Here is a 15,336-nt window from a genome sequence, read left to right on the forward strand (position 1 = left end):
GAGCTGCACCAAGAACAAAGCAGGCAGATTGATAGAGCGAACTGAACATGCAGAGGTCATTGAAGCCAATAAACAACGAATCGAGCTTAACAAAGAAATTTACCGGAAGCGGCAGGCAATAGTAGAGCATCCCTTCGGGATCATCAAAAGGCAGTGGGATTTCTATTATATCATGACAAAGAAAACCATTAACCACGCATCAGCTGATGTAGGGCTTATCTTTACCGCCTTTAACCTGCGAAGGATATTCAATATTATTGATAAAAACCTACTGAAAGAGTACCTCAAAGTACTTGCCTTGATTTTGCTGCTACAGAAGGCTTATTTTAAGCACTTATCAGCAACAATTATTTCTTATAGCATGAAAGCAAAAGTGAAAACTACAGATTTTTTAATGCGCTATAATCGCTTATATTTAACTCCTGATAAGCTCGACTTTAACCTATTTTAGGTTTTTAGACGGACTGATGTTATAAGCCATTTAATCAGAATGAAGGATAATCAAAAATCAGCCTGAGTTCTCTATTTTCTCACTCCAATATGTTTATTTGGTTAAATCAAACAAATTAATCAACAATGGTGGAACAGGACGATATGTCTAAATAGATATTTATATGATTCTTAGCATTTTAATTTTTATTGGAATAATTTTAAAACTTTTGAATGGAAAGGCAACCTTTATAGAAATCTTACTAATTATTATTTATATAGTTAGCTCCCTTATATTTTATATTGATTTGACGACCACTCATCATTATCAGTATAATTCACCTATTGTTTATGGAGGAATTAACGGAACAGGTTGTTATAGTCCATTTGCTGAACAACATAGCTTAACATTAACTTGGTTTTTATATGCCTCTTACGCTAGTATGTTGGTGGTATGGGCTTGCAAGAGATTTATTTCCCCTATTTTATTAACATTGTCGTTAATCTTTATATTAATTGGAATATTAATTAATATTTTCATTTTCTTACAGCTATCACAGCATGATATAGGGATTTTGAGTTTTTATAATAAAGATCATATCGGTTTATCTCCTATAGATTCACTTTTTGCCATTATAATAGGTCTATTACTTATCTATAAATCAATTACGCAAGAAGTTAACAAAACTTTTAATCGGCGATATAATAATAAGTTTCTAAATTATCTAAATACTTTTTTGGCTAAAAGAGGAAGAAATCCTATATGGTTACTTATATTCAGTGTGCCAGTTTTTTTCATTGTTACACTTATCTTAATTTTATTTGGACAGGAAACAAATTCTATAGTCAAAGTATTTACTGAAACGGCAACTTGGAGATTTTCACAACATTCTTTTCCGCATCCAATTCCTGATAATAGCAGTGGGGGACATTACTTATGTACTGTTGCAATAGCGGGAGACCCTAAACTTGTAAAGCCATTAAGATTGGGAAAGCGACACGGTAAAATCATTGTGGTTAATAGACAATTATTAATTGCAAATGCTTTTGAAGAATTAATACAGGATTTTTCACCCAAACTTCATTTTATCATTCGAAAAAACTATGATAAATATGGTTTTAATATTTCAAAAAAGATAAATTCCGTATTTTGGTCAAATACTGTTTATCTCTTAATGAAGCCTTTAGAATGGATTTTTCTAATAACCTTATATTTATTTTGTACTAAACCAGAAGAAAAAATTAATGCTCAATATGCTTTATGAAAGGGCTAATAAAAATGAAGAGCGGAATGAAGTTATCGGACTAGGAAAATGGAAAAAATAAACGGCTTATAACCACAAATTTGTATTATAATGGTTGAACTACTTTACTTTATTTCATCGCAATTAACTAAGTTTATACGGGCAGACAAGTTTTTGCTTTCTAAGCCATTACAACACAAATTCGCCAATCGTTAAGCGATAGCAAAACGCAGACTCAAACATCTAAACCAATTATGAGAGAAAAACTAATTTTATTGACAATCATCGGACTATTATTTTCATGCAATCAAAATGAAAATAAAAGCGTGACTGACCAAGAAGGAGTTAATTCAAAACAACTGAATAACAAAATAATAAGTAAAACTGAACGACAAATAATAATAGAAGAACTACAACGTCTTCAATCAATTATTGCGTCCAACAACAAGGAAAAAATTTCTGATGTTTTTAGATTCCCTATTAATAACGAGACCATCGGTATTTATGTTGACAACAAAGACTTTAATGAACAGCTGGACAAAAACGGTGACAAAGTAACCAAAAACATGTTCATTAGTTTTTATAACGATATTTCTGAGAGTATCCAGACTGAACAAATAAACCAACTATTTAAAAAACTAGATATCAACAAACTTTTAAATAAGGACAACTTAGAATATACTGAAAGAATTAAAACAGAGCCCTGCCATCATTTTTATGGTGTGAAAATAGAAAATAAACTTGTAACTCTTACCATAGGGACAAACTCAAATGTGGACTATAAAAGTAAATCGACTTCTGAAGACGAAATACAAGAAAATGACAGTTCAATGTGTGAGCATGTAATGTGGTGGGTGTTTACTTTTGACGGAAAGAAACTACTATTTAAAGAAATTACAGGTGCGGGATAAAATTTGCCATCGCTTAACACGGGTAACTGTTGCACAACTCACTAAATAGTTATATAAAATCATTTTATTAAGTAAAGAAGCGTTATTTAAAGCTGATATAAGCGAGGCTCATTTTTTTTGGTGTTTTATTGTTTGTAAAAAAAGCGAGTCTTTAAAAGGCTTATTTTAGTTCAGCTATAAAGGGTTTAAGAAATTAAGTTTGATATGCTGATTTAGCTTTAGTATACTTTATCAAATTTTAAAATGTCCAGTTTTTTTGCTAATAAACTGGACAAATCAATTATCTTTGTACTACAATAGAGAGAATGAAAATAGCTGAATACATAGCATTTACCATAGACAGGCTGTCCAAAGGCTATGTGTTCACCTATGCCGATTTTACTACAGAGGTGAGCCAAAAAGAAGCGGTGATAAAAGCCCTGAACCGTATGGTAGCTTCGGGCAAAATTGCCAAACTATCCAAAGGCAAATACTACAAACCCGAAAACACCCCTTTTGGTAATCTTCAACCCAATCAGGCACAAGTAGTAAAAGATTTATTGGAAGAAAACGGAAAAATAACAGGTTATCTCACGGGTTATAGCACTTACAATCAGTTGGGCTTAACCACACAAGTAAGCAATACCATACAAATCGGGAAAAATCAAATTCGCCCCAATTTTAAAAGAGAACGCTATACGATTGCTTTTGTAAAGCAAAAAAATACCATCACCAAAGAGAATATTCCTTTGTTGCAGCTATTGGATGCCATCCGATACATCAAAAAAATACCTGATGCCAGTATAGAAGCATCCTGCAAACGGTTTTTAGCCATAATAAAAAACTTTACAGACAAAGAAACAAATACCTTGGCCCGCTTGGCATTAAAATATCCACCTGCTACAAGAGCTTTACTAGGTGCGTTGCTAGAACAATTACAACAGGGCAAAACGGCTGAACCACTTTTTAAATCATTGAATCCCATTAGTAAGTATAAACTAACAGGTGCAGCGAAAGCAATATCCAATACTGAAAAATGGAATATTGTATGAACCTACACGAGAATACAACCTTATTCAGACAAGCTGTTCAGTTTACGGCTGACCAAATGAAAATACCTACTATTTATGTAGAAAAAGACTATTGGGTTACCTATGCTTTGTTTACAATTTTCAATAATGATATTGGCAAAGACACTGTGTTTAAGGGCGGAACAGCACTATCCAAGTGTTACCATATGATTGAACGATTTTCGGAAGATATTGACTTGGTAATATTAAGGCGAGAAGGAGAAACAGACAGCAAGTTAAAATCAAAATTAAAAGCAGTAAGCACAGTTGTAGAAACCGTATTGCCCGAAGTAACTATTGAAGGTATTACCCATAAAATGGGAATGAACCGAAAAACGGCACACGCTTACAACAAAGAATTTAAAGGTGATTACGAACAAGTAAGAGATGTGATAGTATTGGAATCAACATGGTTGGGATACTACGAACCATATACTACCAAAAGCATTGTTTCATTTGTTGGTCAAATGATGTTGGATAATAAGCAGTCTGATATTGCAAAAGTAAATGGGCTGCTTCCTTTTGAGCTATTGGCATTAGAACCCATAAGAACCATTTGTGAAAAGATAATGAGTTTGGTTCGCTTTTCTTATGGAGAAAATCCGATAGATGATTTAAGGAAAAAGATACGACACACCTACGACTTACACCAATTACTCAAACAAGAAGAATTTGTAAGTTTTTTCCATTCCAAAAACTTTGATGATATGTTGCTAAAGGTTGCAAATGATGATGTAGCAAGTTTTAGAAACAATAATAAATGGCTGAATCATCATCCTAATGAAGCTCTATTTTTTAAAAATCTAGAAGCAGTTTGGAATCAACTTAAATCAATTTATAGCGGTGATTTTAAAAATTTGGTGTATGGAGAATTACCAAAAGAAGAAGCTGTTTTGGAAACTTTAAAAATGATTGAAGAAAGATTGAAATCTGTTTCTTGGACAATAAAAATTGAAACCAAGGAATAAAATTTATCAAAGAAAAATTAGAAAAGGCATTTACTGAGTTGTTAAGACAAGAAGGATTTCGCAGGACAGCCAAGGCATTTAGCAGAATATTTACAATTTTTTGCCGAAACACAAAGCGAGTCTTTAAAAGGCTCATTTTAGTTCAGATATAAATGTATCAAAAAATTAAGTTTGATATGCTGATTTAGCTTTAATACATTCACACTTAGGGTGTGATATTTAATTTTAGGACGAGAGAATTTCATCAGTTTTTTCAGATTATAAGCCAAGCTTGTTGATAGTTTTTATACTCCGAAAACCCGCCCGAACGCAAAGCCCCAAACCGTTGTAAAGCATGGTGGGTACTAATTATCAAACTCTTAATTAAAATTCATAAATTTGTACAAAAGACTAGAATTATGAATATTCAGGCAGAGAAAATAGAGATAATGAAGTTGATTTTGGAAACTGATAATCCAGACATTCTGGAATCAATAAAAACACTTTTTAATCGAAATAAAACCTTGGATTTTTGGGGAACTCTTTCTCAAGACCAAAAGAATGATATCTTGCAAGGTATCGATGAAATAGAAAATGGTGAAATTGTAGATTACGAGGATTTTATGAAGAATCACCGATAATGAGGACTATAAAATTATCTAAGAGGGCTTCCAAAAATCTTGATAAGTTGCTTGAATATCTTGAAAACGAATGGTCCTTAAAGGTAAAATCAGATTTTTTAAAAAACTTGATAAATCACTAAAACAAATTCAAAAATATCCTGACAGTTGTCAACAAACGGATTTTGTTAAGGGACTTCACATGCTTGTAGTTACAAAACAAACTTCTTTATTTTATCGGTTTGATTCTAAGACAATTTCAGTTGTGACTATTTCTGACAATAGAATGAATCCAGAAAAACTAAAGGAAGAAACTAAATAAACCACGCTTTACAACACAGTATATAAAATATGCGTGATAGTAGTAAATTCAAGGGTTATAGCCCACTTCAAATTTGTAGTTGTTTGATAAGTTTGAAGCCCGCAACCGTCTACTTCGCATTTCCTCAGCGTTAAAAGGCTCATTTTAGTTCAATTATAAATGTATCAAAAAATTAAGTTTGATATGCTGATTTAGCTTTAATACATCCAAACTTAGGGTGTGATTTTGATTTTTTGTAACTAAAATGGATTTGCAATGACTATATTTAATCATCACAACCAAAACATTAGAGATACTCATATTCACCCCTCATGACTCCCAATAACCCTTTTCAAATCTCAGGTTTAAGTACAGCAGAGGTACTGCAATCAAGATTGAGCCATGGTGATAACAAGGTAGTTTACAAAAAGCAAAATAGTTTTGTATCCTCAATAGCCGGCTTGGTAAAAGAACCCATGGTGATTTTACTTTTTGCAGCTTCTCTTATTTACTTTATCAGTGGAGAGCCCGAGGACGCCTTATTTCTTGCCGTAGCTATCGTACTGGTTGCTACCATTTCTATTTATCAGGATTATAGAAGCAAAACGGCCTTAGAAAAACTTAAAGAATTTACACAGCCTGTTTGCAAAGTTATCAGAGATGGTGAAATTATCGCCATAAAAACCGAAGATTTGGTTGTTGGGGATTTTTTAATTGCCGAGGAAGGCACCACCATTACCGCAGATGGTATGATGGTGAAAGGGAATGATTTTTCTGTGAATGAAGCGGTGCTTACCGGAGAGTCTTTTGCCGTTTTTAAAAATCATAAAGACAATAACGAGGTTTATCAAGGTTCGCAAGTGGCAAGCGGTATGGCTTTAATACAAGTTACTGCCATTGGCAAAGCAACAAAATTGGGTAAAATAGGAAAAAGCCTTGGCGATATAGAAGAAGAAAAAACGCCTCTAGAAATACAGATTGGCTATTTTGTTAAGAGGATGGTGATGATAGGCGCCCTAGTATTTGTTATTGTTTGGGTTTTAAATTATCTGAAATCTTACAACCTGCCAGATAGCTTATTGAAAGCTTTAACCCTGGCCATGAGTATTTTGCCAGAAGAAATACCGGTAGCATTTGTGACTTTTATGGCTCTGGGTGCTTGGCGATTGATGAAAATGGGGATTGTGGTAAAGCAAATGAAAACCGTAGAAACTTTGGGTAGCGCAACGGTGATTTGTACAGATAAAACAGGTACACTTACCGAAAATAAAATGGCTTTAGCCCGATTATTTTTGTTGAGCGTTAATCAGGTAAGTACTTTTCAGGAGGATGTTATGCCTGAGGAAAAAAATCTGATAGAAATAGCGATGTGGGCTAGCGAGCCTCATCCCTTCGACCCGATGGAGATTGCCCTTCATCAAGCTTATCAAAAAGCGACGGATAGTGATAAACGACCCGATTTTCAGATGTATCATGAGTATCCGCTAGGGGGGAAGCCACCTATGATGACGCATATTTTTCAAAATCAACAAAAAGAAAGAATAATTGCTGCAAAAGGCGCTCCGGAAGCTATTATAGCTGTTTGTCGGCTTACCGAGGATGAAAAGAATAATATCCAGAAAGCTATAGCAGAAATGGCTTTTGAAGGTTTTAGGGTATTAGGTGTAGCAAAGTCTGATTTTACTGGCGATAATTTTCCTCAACAACAGCAAGACCTTCCTTTTCAGTTTATAGGTTTGGTTGCCTTTTATGATCCACCAAAAAACAATATCTCTGAAGTACTAAATGGTTTCTACCAGGCAGGTATAAAAGTGAAAATTGTAACTGGTGATAATGCTTTAACAACTAAAGCCATAGCCAAAGAAATTAATTTTAAAGGTTATGATAAAGGTATAAGTGGCGATGAATTGATGCAGTTAAACGACCAAGAACTCGCAAAAGCTGTACAAGAAAATGCAGTTTTTACCAGGATGTTTCCAGAGGCTAAACTCAAAATTATTAATGCATTAAAAAGTAATCAGGAAATTGTAGCCATGACAGGCGATGGCGTTAACGATGGTCCGGCTTTAAAAGCTTCGCATATTGGTATCGCCATGGGTAAAAAAGGAACTGAAATAGCTAAACAGGCCGCTTCTTTAATTTTAGTTGAAGATGATTTATCTAAAATGTTAGATGCCATAGCCATGGGCAGAAGAATTTATACCAATTTAAAAAAGGCTATTCAGTATATTATTTCCATACATATTCCTATCATATTAACAGTATTTATTCCTTTAGCTTTGGGATGGTTATACCCCAATATATTTTCTCCTATTCATGTTATTTTTCTTGAGCTCATTATGGGGCCAACTTGTTCTATCATTTATGAAAATGAACCTATAGAGCAAAACAGTATGCTGCAAGCACCAAGACCGTTCACAGTAAGTTTTTTTAGTGGTAAAGAGTTATTTACCAGTATAATACAAGGCTTGGCTATTACAGTCGGAACTTTGTTTGTTTATCAATACGCCATTTATCAACAATTATCAGAAGAGCTTTGTAGAACAATGGTTTTTACAACCCTTATATTTGCCAATATCTTCTTAACCTTAATTAATCGTTCTTTTTACTACAGCATCTTTACCACATTGTTTTATAAGAATTCATTAGTTACCATCATCATTCTTATAACCCTCATCATCTTGGCTTCTTTACTTTATATTCCTATTTGTACTAGCTTTTTTGAATTTGAGAGGCTTGATTCATTTCAATTAAGCTTAACCTTAGGAGTAGCTTTTTTGAGTGTAATTTGGTTTGAGCTGGTTAAATGGCAAAAAAGACTACATCCAAAAAAGACGATGTGATAAGTTATCTGTTATTTAAATTAGGCGGGTAGTATGAGATGAAATTCCTAAAGACTTATCATGGGATAACCCACCTTTAGAAGATCAGAAATTAAATAGATGATAGGAGTGATTAATGTTAAACAAGCTTTAAGTAATCATCCTCAGCATCTACCATTATGATAGTTGCTGAGGACAATTTCAAGTTTTGATTTGAAAAATCTTCAAGTACAAAAAATTCTTATTTTTGGTTTAATGCTGATGTTCGATTTCTAGTTTTTTGATGAGCTCAGAAGATGCATCGTCAGCATACACGCCGTAGGCATTAACCAATACGCCCTTAAAATCTCCTTCAATAGATTCTATAGCATACACTACCGCATTATCTGCTGGGTCTGTAATACCTTCAAAGCGGTATGATTCTACAACCTTGAAATTTTCAGGATATAAAATCAGTTGCTTTTCTGTTTCTTCTAAAAAATTGGCTCTAAGCTTCAAATTTCCAGAGTAACCTCTGCTATTTAAGTTATTTAAAGCTTCAACCATAGTATCAAAATCTTTTCGATGTTGGCTTACGTTTTCCATATAGATGTTTGTTTATTTTATCCTGTAGATTCTTCTTCGCTTAACAAATTAATAATCATGGTAAATACGCCTAATACTAATAAAATATGAATCAGTATACCGGCGGTAAAAACAAATACTCCTAAGCCCCATCCCAATACAAACAGCATTGCTAAAATATTCAATAATGTTTTCATAATATCAGGTCCATTTTCCCATAAGTTGTTTCGCAAACTATATGCCATTTATTACAAAGACGAAGTAGTGGTAAAGACAACGTACTGTTTTTGTTTTAAATATATAGGTAACTAACATAATTATAACAAGTAGCTAACACGTACATCACTCGTAAATTAACCTGTTATGACCCTGTTAATACCCTGTTACCACCCTGTTAGTACCCTGTTATGTACATATTTCCCCGTACTGAAAATAAGATATACCATAGCATGATTTTTAGAGGGAAACTTTAAAATGAAAAAATCCCCTTTAATTTTCTTAAAGAGGATTTTTTATATAGTGTGGAGATTACCGGATTCGAACCGGTCACCTCTTGCCTGCCAGGCAAGCGCTCTAGCCAAATGAGCTAAACCCCCGTTTTTTTAAGGTCAGCAAATATGTAAAAACTTAAGAGTATTTACAATAAAAGCAGTAACAATTATAAAAATTATTACAAACGGAAGCTTAATATGCTTATTAGGCAGTTTTTAGCTTTAAAGACTTGATATCTTCCATCAATAATGCTGCTAATTGCTGATCAAATTTTTTGATAAGATTTTTTACTTTAGAGCTTGTATTTTTAGTAGTTCTTGCAGTTTTCATATATGTTTAGTTTTTGATAATATAAATATGGTTTTAAAATACGTTACGAAAAACAATGCCAAAATGGTTTTTAAAATTCTAAATTTTTTATAATCATCTGATTATAAAGGTAATTAATTTTTCTTTTCTGGTGTTTTATTCTTAAAAAAATATGATTTAATCTTGTTTTTTTACACCAATTATGAATTATCTTTGTGAAATTTTTTAAAAACATGAAAACCATATTATCGATATGCTTTGCTACGGCTTTATTTGTGATAGCTGGCTGTAGCACCAGTAAACAAGTAACAGCCTTAAAACCCCTTCCAGACTATTCTTCAACCACAGTTGTGTATGATAAGCAGCTTTCGTTTATCAATATGCCGGTAGAAGTTAGCGTTGCCGATTTACAAAACCAAACCAATAAGTATTTGGTAGGTATCATTTATGATGATAAATCTTTAGATGGTGATAATGTGATGATGAAAGTTACTAAAGAAGCACCTATTACCATTAGAGAGCAAAACGGAAGGATTTATATAGACCTTCCATTACGTATCAACGGAAAAGTTAAGTATGGTTTCGAGAGTTTAGGTGTTTCTATGTACGATACTCGTGATTTTTATTTAAATGGCGTGGTAAAGCTAAACTCTTTAGTGGCTTTAAAAGATTGGAAAATTAATACCAATACAGTTATTCAGGAAATTGTTTGGAAAGAAAGTCCTAGCATAAGTATAGCAGGCAAAAATGTGCCTATTACCTATTTAATTAACCCTGCAATTAGCGTTTTTAAAGGTAGATTATCTAAAATGGTAGATGATGCCATAGCACAATCTTTAGATATTAAACCTTATGTATTAGATGCTTTGCAAGCTATAGCATCTCCTATACAAGTTGATGAGCAATACAATACTTGGTTTGCTATGCAGCCCGTAGAGATGTATGCTACTAAAGCTGTAGCGGCTAATAAAAAAATAACGGCTACTTTAGGCTTAAAGACTTATTTAGAAACTTCTGTAGGTAGAAAACCATCGCTTACTTTTAATAAAAATGCCATTGCTTTAAAAGCAGTAGATAAAATACCTAACGAGTTTAAAGTTAATGTGGCTGCTTTTGCACCTTATACTTATGCGTCAGAAATTATACAGAAAAATTTTGCTGGTCAGAAGTTCGAGTCTGGAAAGAAATCGGTAACGGTTAACAAAGTAGAACTTTGGGGTAAAGAAGGTAAAATGATTGTTGCTGTAAACATGAGTGGTGCTGTAAATGGAGATTTTTACCTTTCCGGAGTGCCTTTATATGATGCTGCTACCAAAGAAGTATATCTAGACCAAATAGATTATGTTTTAGATTCAAAAAGTAAACTCCTTAAAGCCGGAAGCTGGTTAGCTCATGGTATTATCCTCAATAAAATAAAACAAAACTGCCGCTTTTCTATAGCTGCGCAGTTAGCAGAGGGAGAAAAATCAATGAAAGGCTATTTAACCAATTATCAACCTGTTAAAGGTGTAAAGGTTAATGGTACTTTAAATCAGTTTACGCCAGATAAAATTATCTTAACGCCAAATGCTATTGTAGCCATGATGACTGCAAACGGAAAAGTTGCTGTAACCATAGATGGCTTAGAATAAATGATATTTCCTACAAAAGAGCATTTCATCAATATCCATACCCATAAAAAGGCATCTAGCCCGAAGGAGTGGATTTTGAGGAATGCTTTTTTTGTTTTACCACCTCAGACTTTGCATGATTTGGATTATGCTATTTCTGTTGGCTTACATCCTTGGTTTGCTACTGAGGCTCAAGATATATCCCAAAATTTAGCTGCTTATCTAGAACTAGAAAATGTATTGGCCATAGGTGAAATTGGCCTAGACCGAGTAAATGGACCTAATTTAGAACTGCAAAAGCAAGTTTTTCAAAAGCAATTAGCCATTGCAGAAGCCCATCAAAAGCCGGTTATTATTCATGCTGTTAAGGCTTACGCCGATGTAATACCTTATTTAAAGCAGTTTAAGATGCCGTTTATATTACATGGTTTTAATGGTAATTTGCAACAGTTAAAGCAGCTTATTAGCTATCCTCAAGTATATTTTTCTTTTGGGAAAGATTTATTAAAGCCAGATTGTAAAGCTTATCAAGCTTTTCAGGAAGTTCCGGCAAACCGTTTCTTTTTAGAAACAGATATAGCTCATTTGCAGATTGATGACCTTTATCAGCAAGCAGCAAAAATCAGAAAAATAGATATTGCACAATTAAAAAAGCAGGTTTTTTATAATTTTGAAGCCGTTTTTAAAAGATTAACTCCATAAATAATATCATGATTGAAATTCCTCATTGGATGTCTCGCACCAACTTATTGCTAGACAATCATCAAATGCAAAGATTAATGAATGCCAATGTATTGGTGGTAGGTTTGGGTGGTGTTGGTGGCATTTGTGCAGAAATGATTGCCAGAGCTGGAGTTGGTAAAATGACTATTGTAGATGCTGATGTGGTAGAAGCGAGTAATCGTAACAGGCAAATTCCTGCTTTAATATCTACCGATAATCAGCCTAAAGCAGAAGTCATGGCTCAGCGTTTACGCGATATTAATCCTGATATAGATTTAACCGTTATTAATGAATATATCAAAGACGAGCGTACTGAAGAAATTCTTAATGAAGGTAATTTTAATTATGCTGTTGATTGTATTGATACGCTTTCTCCTAAAGTATTTTTTATCCAAACCTGCTTAGAAAAAGGCATTCCTTTAGTGTCATCTATGGGTGCTGGCGGTAGGGTAGACCCCTCAAAAGTGAGAATTTCAGATATATCTGCCTCATATAATTGTACTTTAGCCCGCTATGTAAGAAAAAGGTTAAAGAAATTTGGTATTAGAAAAGGCTTGAAAGTGGTGTTCTCATCAGAACTTCCTGATGCAAGTAAAGTTATCTTAGCGCCAGAAGGCGGCCCTAAAAAGTCTTTAATTGGTACAGTTTCTTGGATGCCGGCCATATTTGGCTGTACGGTAGCCAGTGTAGTGATTAGAGATTTGTATAACAAAGCTTAATTTATTTGCTTAAGGATTCTTTAGATATTTTTAATTGCTCTTAAGGCAAAGAATCATAATGTCTAAATGTTAATAAATCATATTTGCCCCTTTTGCGTAAAATTTTAGCTTTGTACAAGGGAAAATATGATGTTTTCTCATTTTCCATATCAATCTATAAAAAGAAATGGCTGAATTACAAGTGAATTACAGTGAAGATAGCATACGTTCGCTCGATTGGAAAGAACATATCAGGCTCAGACCTGGTATGTACATCGGGAAACTAGGAGACGGTTCTGCTTTTGATGATGGTGTTTATGTTCTCCTGAAAGAGATTATGGACAACTCTATAGATGAGTTTGTGATGGGTGCAGGTAGAACCATAGATATTTCTGTTAGTGACCATAAAGTTTCTATCAGAGATTATGGTAGAGGCATCCCTTTAGGGAAAGTAATAGATTGCGTAAGTAAAATAAATACCGGTGGTAAGTACGATTCTAAAGCCTTCCAAAAATCTGTTGGCTTAAATGGGGTAGGTACCAAAGCCGTTAACGCTTTATCTGCATCTTTTACGGTTCAATCTTACCGAGATGGAAAAACAAAAAAAGCCGAATTTGAAAAGGGAGAATTAGTTAAAGATAATCCTGAAATAGAAACTACACAAAGAAATGGTACAGCAGTAGTTTTTATTCCTGATGAAAGCATTTTTAGGAATTTTAGATTTATACCAGAGTTTATTGAGAACATGATTTGGAATTATGTCTTCTTAAATGCTGGTTTAACCATCAATTTTAATAATCAAAAATACTTCTCAGAAAGAGGCTTACATGATTTATTGGTAAGAAATACCGATGCAGAAGCTAATAGATATCCAATTATCCATTTAAAAGGAGAAGATATTGAAATAGCCATGACGCATGGGCAACAATACGGCGAAGAGTATTATTCTTTTGTAAATGGGCAGCATACTACGCAAGGCGGTACACATCAGCAAGCTTTTAGAGAAGCTGTGGTACGTACCATCAGAGAATTTTATAAAAAAGAATTTGACGCCTCTGATGTTAGGGCTTCTATTGTAGCGGCAGTTTCTATCAGGGTTCAAGAACCTGTTTTTGAGTCGCAAACCAAAACTAAACTAGGTTCTTTAAATGTTGGTCCTGATGGTCCTACGGTTAGAACTTTTGTTAATGATTTTGTTAAGAAAGAACTAGACGACTATTTACACAAGCATCCGGAAACGGCAGATGGCTTATTAAAGCGTATCCTACAGTCAGAAAGAGAGCGTAAAGATATAGCAGGTATCAAAAAACTAGCTAATGAAAGAGCCAAAAAAGCTTCTTTGCATAATCGTAAGCTAAGAGATTGTAAATGGCACATGGATGATGAGAAGCTCTCTGAAGAAGACCGTAAAAAGACTACTTTATTTATAACTGAGGGAGATTCTGCTTCGGGTTCTATCACCAAAGCTAGAGAAGTAAAAACCCAAGCGGTTTTTAGCTTGAAAGGAAAGCCTTTAAATGCTTATGGTTTAACTAAAAAAGTAGTGTACGAGAATGAAGAATTTAACCTTTTGCAACACGCTTTAAATATTGAAGATGGTTTAGAAGGTTTACGCTATAATAATATTGTTATTGCAACAGATGCCGATGTGGATGGTATGCACATTCGTTTATTATTAATGACATTCTTCTTGCAATTTTTCCCTGATTTGGTAAAAACAGGTCACGTTTTTATTTTACAAACGCCATTATTTAGGGTAAGAAATAAAAAAGAAACCATTTATTGTTATAGTGATGAAGAACGTGTTTTAGCTATTGATAAATTGGGTAATAAGCCAGAAATCACCAGATTTAAAGGTTTGGGAGAAATCTCTCCGGATGAGTTTGAAAACTTTATTGGTGAAGATATTAGATTAGATCCTGTTATTTTATCAGGCGATATGAAAATCAAAAACTTACTGGAGTATTATATGGGAAAAAACACTCCAGATAGGCAAAAACATATTGTACAAAATTTAAGGATAGAGAAAGACGAAGCTGATATTATTGCTGATGCTAAAGCAGTACAAGATGCAGCAGATGCTTTATTGGCTAGTAAGGAAAACGCGGCTTAATGGAAGTTAAAAATATAACCATAGCTTACGAGGCTTACACAGGTATTGATAAACTTTCTGCCCAAGACAAGCAATTGTGCTTAGAAGCTGTTAAAGCCATGGAGACTTCTTATTCTCCTTATTCTAAATTTAGGGTGGGTGCTGCAGTTTTGTTAAGTAATCATGAGATTGTTAGAGGAAGCAATCAAGAAAATGCCGCTTATCCATCTGGTTTATGTGCAGAAAGGGTCGCACTTTTTGCTGCAGGAGCTAATTTTCCAAATGAAGAAATAGTTACGATAGCAGTTACAGCATCAACACAAGAGTTTCAATTATTAAGACCTGTTACTTCTTGTGGACCTTGTTTGCAGGTAATGGCCGAGTATGAGCAGAAGCAGAATAAACCCATAGAGGTTTTGCTTTATTGTATTGGCGGAGAAGTTTGGAAAGTTAAAGGTGTAAATAGCTTTTTACCGATGATGTTTTTTGAAAAAAGGTTGGGTAAAGGGTGATTTTTTGATTTTA

At 33.8% G+C, this 15,336-nt stretch carries 15 protein-coding genes and 1 tRNA gene; 12 read left to right on the top strand and 4 right to left on the bottom strand.

What is annotated here, in order from left to right; genetic code table 11:
• The 7 genes from H510_RS18560 to H510_RS0108935 all read left to right on the top strand — a co-directional run.
• Window positions 1-451, top strand: a 451-nt coding sequence (locus H510_RS18560; protein ID WP_036692408.1) for a transposase, incomplete at its 5' end; no start/stop codon positions are given.
• Between the two features lie 163 nt (window positions 452-614).
• A complete protein-coding gene (locus H510_RS0108905; protein WP_051291127.1) occupies window positions 615-1,694 on the top strand; it encodes a DUF6688 domain-containing protein in 1,080 nt (359 codons plus the stop codon).
• 233 nt (window positions 1,695-1,927) lie between these two features.
• Window positions 1,928-2,584: a hypothetical protein gene (locus H510_RS0108910; RefSeq protein ID WP_026904008.1), complete on the top strand. Its 657-nt coding sequence runs from the start codon at window positions 1,928-1,930 to the stop codon at window positions 2,582-2,584.
• A gap of 305 nt (window positions 2,585-2,889) precedes the next feature.
• The gene (locus tag H510_RS0108915) at window positions 2,890-3,615 is read left to right on the top strand and encodes a DUF6088 family protein (protein ID WP_036692412.1); all 726 of its coding nucleotides are present in this window, start codon (window positions 2,890-2,892) and stop codon (window positions 3,613-3,615) included.
• A gap of 56 nt (window positions 3,616-3,671) precedes the next feature.
• A complete protein-coding gene (locus H510_RS0108920) occupies window positions 3,672-4,601 on the top strand; it encodes a nucleotidyl transferase AbiEii/AbiGii toxin family protein (RefSeq protein ID WP_211226561.1) in 930 nt (309 codons plus the stop codon).
• A 398-nt stretch (window positions 4,602-4,999) separates the two neighbouring features.
• A complete protein-coding gene (locus H510_RS0108925) occupies window positions 5,000-5,221 on the top strand; it encodes a hypothetical protein (RefSeq protein ID WP_026904011.1) in 222 nt (73 codons plus the stop codon).
• 612 nt (window positions 5,222-5,833) lie between these two features.
• The gene (locus H510_RS0108935) at window positions 5,834-8,344 is read left to right on the top strand and encodes a cation-translocating P-type ATPase (RefSeq protein ID WP_026904012.1); all 2,511 of its coding nucleotides are present in this window, start codon (window positions 5,834-5,836) and stop codon (window positions 8,342-8,344) included.
• A gap of 231 nt (window positions 8,345-8,575) precedes the next feature.
• On the opposite strand, the gene H510_RS18570 is transcribed toward H510_RS0108935, so the two are convergent.
• The 4 genes from H510_RS18570 to H510_RS20545 form a co-directional block, all read right to left on the bottom strand.
• The gene (locus tag H510_RS18570) at window positions 8,576-8,908 is read right to left on the bottom strand and encodes a phosphoribosylpyrophosphate synthetase (RefSeq protein WP_211226562.1); all 333 of its coding nucleotides are present in this window, start codon (window positions 8,906-8,908) and stop codon (window positions 8,576-8,578) included.
• Between the two features lie 17 nt (window positions 8,909-8,925).
• Window positions 8,926-9,084, bottom strand: coding sequence for a DUF5670 family protein (locus tag H510_RS20315; RefSeq protein WP_168199417.1), 159 nt, complete (start codon window positions 9,082-9,084; stop codon window positions 8,926-8,928).
• Window positions 9,085-9,409: 325 nt separating this feature from the next.
• Window positions 9,410-9,483, bottom strand: a tRNA-Ala gene (locus H510_RS0108950).
• 100 nt (window positions 9,484-9,583) lie between these two features.
• Window positions 9,584-9,709, bottom strand: a complete 126-nt coding sequence (locus H510_RS20545; protein ID WP_281168245.1) for a hypothetical protein — start codon at window positions 9,707-9,709, stop codon at window positions 9,584-9,586.
• Between the two features lie 212 nt (window positions 9,710-9,921).
• On the opposite strand from H510_RS20545, the gene H510_RS0108960 reads away from it, so the two are divergent.
• The 5 genes from H510_RS0108960 to H510_RS0108980 all read left to right on the top strand — a co-directional run bounded on the left by H510_RS0108960 (window position 9,922) and on the right by H510_RS0108980 (window position 15,323).
• A complete protein-coding gene (locus tag H510_RS0108960) occupies window positions 9,922-11,319 on the top strand; it encodes a DUF4403 family protein (protein ID WP_026904014.1) in 1,398 nt (465 codons plus the stop codon).
• Window positions 11,320-12,000, top strand: coding sequence for a TatD family hydrolase (locus H510_RS0108965; protein ID WP_026904015.1), 681 nt, complete (start codon window positions 11,320-11,322; stop codon window positions 11,998-12,000). It begins immediately after the preceding gene.
• Window positions 12,001-12,008: 8 nt separating this feature from the next.
• Window positions 12,009-12,740, top strand: a complete 732-nt coding sequence (locus H510_RS0108970; protein WP_155977906.1) for a tRNA threonylcarbamoyladenosine dehydratase — start codon at window positions 12,009-12,011, stop codon at window positions 12,738-12,740.
• Between the two features lie 166 nt (window positions 12,741-12,906).
• Window positions 12,907-14,832, top strand: a complete 1,926-nt coding sequence (locus H510_RS0108975; protein WP_026904017.1) for a DNA topoisomerase IV subunit B — start codon at window positions 12,907-12,909, stop codon at window positions 14,830-14,832.
• Entirely contained in the window at window positions 14,832-15,323 is a 492-nt protein-coding gene (locus tag H510_RS0108980; protein ID WP_026904018.1) for a cytidine deaminase, read from the top strand. The genes H510_RS0108975 and H510_RS0108980 overlap by 1 nt, the downstream gene beginning before the upstream one ends.
• Window positions 15,324-15,336 lie beyond the last annotated feature (13 nt).

Source organism: Pedobacter glucosidilyticus DSM 23534, assembly GCF_000425145.1.
Lineage (GTDB): Bacteria > Bacteroidota > Bacteroidia > Sphingobacteriales > Sphingobacteriaceae > Pseudopedobacter > Pseudopedobacter glucosidilyticus.

Bases quoted from the DNA above. Each gene is read 5' to 3' on its own strand.
- H510_RS0108960 (WP_026904014.1), top strand. From the start codon at position 9,922: ATGAAAACCATATTATCGATATGCTTTGCTACGGCTTTATTTGTGATA.
- H510_RS0108935 (WP_026904012.1), top strand. From the start codon at position 5,834: ATGACTCCCAATAACCCTTTTCAAATCTCAGGTTTAAGTACAGCAGAG.
- H510_RS0108905 (WP_051291127.1), top strand. From the start codon at position 615: ATGATTCTTAGCATTTTAATTTTTATTGGAATAATTTTAAAACTTTTG.
- H510_RS0108965 (WP_026904015.1), top strand. From the start codon at position 11,320: ATGATATTTCCTACAAAAGAGCATTTCATCAATATCCATACCCATAAA.
- H510_RS0108915 (WP_036692412.1), top strand. From the start codon at position 2,890: ATGAAAATAGCTGAATACATAGCATTTACCATAGACAGGCTGTCCAAA.
- H510_RS20315 (WP_168199417.1), bottom strand. From the start codon at position 9,084: ATGAAAACATTATTGAATATTTTAGCAATGCTGTTTGTATTGGGATGG.
- H510_RS0108970 (WP_155977906.1), top strand. From the start codon at position 12,009: ATGATTGAAATTCCTCATTGGATGTCTCGCACCAACTTATTGCTAGAC.
- H510_RS0108925 (WP_026904011.1), top strand. From the start codon at position 5,000: ATGAATATTCAGGCAGAGAAAATAGAGATAATGAAGTTGATTTTGGAA.
- H510_RS0108910 (WP_026904008.1), top strand. From the start codon at position 1,928: ATGAGAGAAAAACTAATTTTATTGACAATCATCGGACTATTATTTTCA.
- H510_RS20545 (WP_281168245.1), bottom strand. From the start codon at position 9,709: ATGAAAACTGCAAGAACTACTAAAAATACAAGCTCTAAAGTAAAAAAT.
- H510_RS0108920 (WP_211226561.1), top strand. From the start codon at position 3,672: ATGAAAATACCTACTATTTATGTAGAAAAAGACTATTGGGTTACCTAT.
- H510_RS0108980 (WP_026904018.1), top strand. From the start codon at position 14,832: ATGGAAGTTAAAAATATAACCATAGCTTACGAGGCTTACACAGGTATT.
- H510_RS0108975 (WP_026904017.1), top strand. From the start codon at position 12,907: ATGGCTGAATTACAAGTGAATTACAGTGAAGATAGCATACGTTCGCTC.
- H510_RS18570 (WP_211226562.1), bottom strand. From the start codon at position 8,908: ATGGAAAACGTAAGCCAACATCGAAAAGATTTTGATACTATGGTTGAA.